Genomic DNA, 1,872 nt, shown 5'->3' with positions numbered 1-1,872 from the left:
GCGCGGCGCGATCGACGCCGCTGATCCGCGACGAGACCGGGTCGGCGATCGTCGGGTCGGCCGAGTGGCGACCCGACGGCGACGGGCGGCCGCTCCACGGTGAGGCGGTTGTCGACGACACCGTGCTCTTCGACGGTGATGTGACCGGAGTGCGCATCGAGCCGACCGCATCGCTGCCCGGTCTGCGGGCTCGACCGGCGTACCGCCGGTTCGGCGGCTGGGTGACCGGCCGCGCGGCGCAGCTCGGCACCACCGGGGCGGTGGTGGTCCGCGACGGTGTCCCGGGTGCTCGTCCGGTACGGCGATCGACGTTCTACCGGCACACTCAAGACTGGTTACTCGTCCGGTGACGAGCGCCGTCAGGGGCGAGGAGCCGGACCATTGGCAGCGTCGGTGACGAGCGCCGTCAGGGGCGAGGAACCGGACCATTGTCCGAGCCGGTGACGCGCGCCGTTAGGGGCGAGGAACCGGACCATTGGCAGCGTCGGTGACGAGCGCCGGTAGCTTCGTGTGGTGAGTTCACATGAGCATTAGGGGCGTACACGAATCAGTGCGGCCCAGCCCTATCTTCTTCGCCATTCTTGGAATAACGGCGTTCGGTGCTGCACTGGCCTGGATGGCCGGGGCGAGGGTCCAGCCGCTGGCTTACGCCGGGGTGTTCGTCCTGGTGATCGCCGGCTGGGTGGTGTCATTGTGTCTGCACGAGTACGGGCATGCGGTCACGGCGTGGCGGTTCGGGGACCGTGAAGTCGCGGTGCGCGGCTACCTGACGCTGGATCCGCGCAAGTACAGCCACCCCATGTTGTCGCTGGGATTGCCGATACTGTTCATTGCGCTTGGCGGCATCGGCCTGCCCGGTGCCGCGGTGTACGTGCGGACTTACTTCATGACGCCGGCGCGCCGCGCAATGGTGAGCCTCGCGGGGCCGGCGGCGAACCTGCTGCTGGCCGTTCTGCTGCTGGCGCTGACCCGGATCTACTACAGCCCGACGCACCCGGTGCTGTGGGCGGGGATGGCGTTCCTGGGTTTTCTGCAGCTGACCGCAGTGGCGCTGAACCTGCTGCCAATCCCCGGATTCGACGGCTATGGCGCACTCGAGCCGTACCTGAGTCCGGAAACTCGGCGCGCCCTGGAGCCGATCAAGCCCTACGGCTTTCTGCTGCTGTTGGTCCTGCTGTTAGCGCCGCTGCTGAACCGCTGGTTCTTCGGCCTCGTCTACTGGTTCTTCGACCTGTCCGGAGTGCCTCACCTGCTGGCGCTTGCCGGCATGCAGTTGACCCGGTTCTGGGGGGCCTGGCTCTGAGATTCTTGCGATATATGCGATAAGTCGCATATATTCTCGACATGGGTATTGGCCACTCGCACGGCGACGCCGATGCCCGGGTCAACCGGATGATCGCGGCGGCCGTCATTCTCACCGGGTTCTTCGCGGTCGAACTGGCGACCGCGCTGGCCATCGGTTCGATCGCGCTGCTTGCTGACGCCGGGCACGTGCTGACGGATGTAGTGGCGGCAGTCATGGGTCTGGCCGCGATCACGCTGGCCCGGCGCGGTAGCGCATCCCCGGCCCGCACCTACGGTTGGCATCGCGCCGAAGTGTTCACTGCGGTGGCCAACGCTGCACTGTTGACCGGCGTCTCGGTGTTCATCGGCTACGAGGCCTTCGAACGGCTCAGCCACACCCCCGACGTGCCCGGCGTGCCGATGATCGCCGTCGCAGTGGCCGGGCTGGCCGCCAACGCCGTCGTGGCGCTGCTGCTGCGCTCGCATTCCGCGCAGAGCCTGGCCGTGCGGGGCGCCTACATGGAGGTGATCGCCGACACCGTGGGCACCGTCGGTGTGCTGATCGCCGGGCTGGTGACGGTGACGACG

The 1,872-nt window shown here is 67.8% G+C and carries 2 protein-coding genes and 1 pseudogene; all 3 read left to right on the top strand.

Features of this window, described 5'->3' with window-relative positions:
* Window positions 1-350: pseudogene (locus WA317_RS00555) on the top strand (peptidase M50); the annotation flags it as partial.
* A gap of 173 nt (window positions 351-523) precedes the next feature.
* The gene (locus WA317_RS00550) at window positions 524-1,303 is read left to right on the top strand and encodes a site-2 protease family protein (RefSeq protein ID WP_425171176.1); all 780 of its coding nucleotides are present in this window, start codon (window positions 524-526) and stop codon (window positions 1,301-1,303) included.
* A gap of 41 nt (window positions 1,304-1,344) precedes the next feature.
* A partial coding sequence (locus WA317_RS00545; protein ID WP_425171175.1) for a cation diffusion facilitator family transporter occupies window positions 1,345-1,872 on the top strand: 528 nt, incomplete at its 3' end.

The sequence above is a fragment of the Mycobacterium sp. genome, assembly GCF_049802695.1.
Classification (GTDB): Bacteria; Actinomycetota; Actinomycetes; order Mycobacteriales; family Mycobacteriaceae; genus Mycobacterium.
This window is presented reverse-complemented; position numbering and strand designations above follow the sequence as displayed.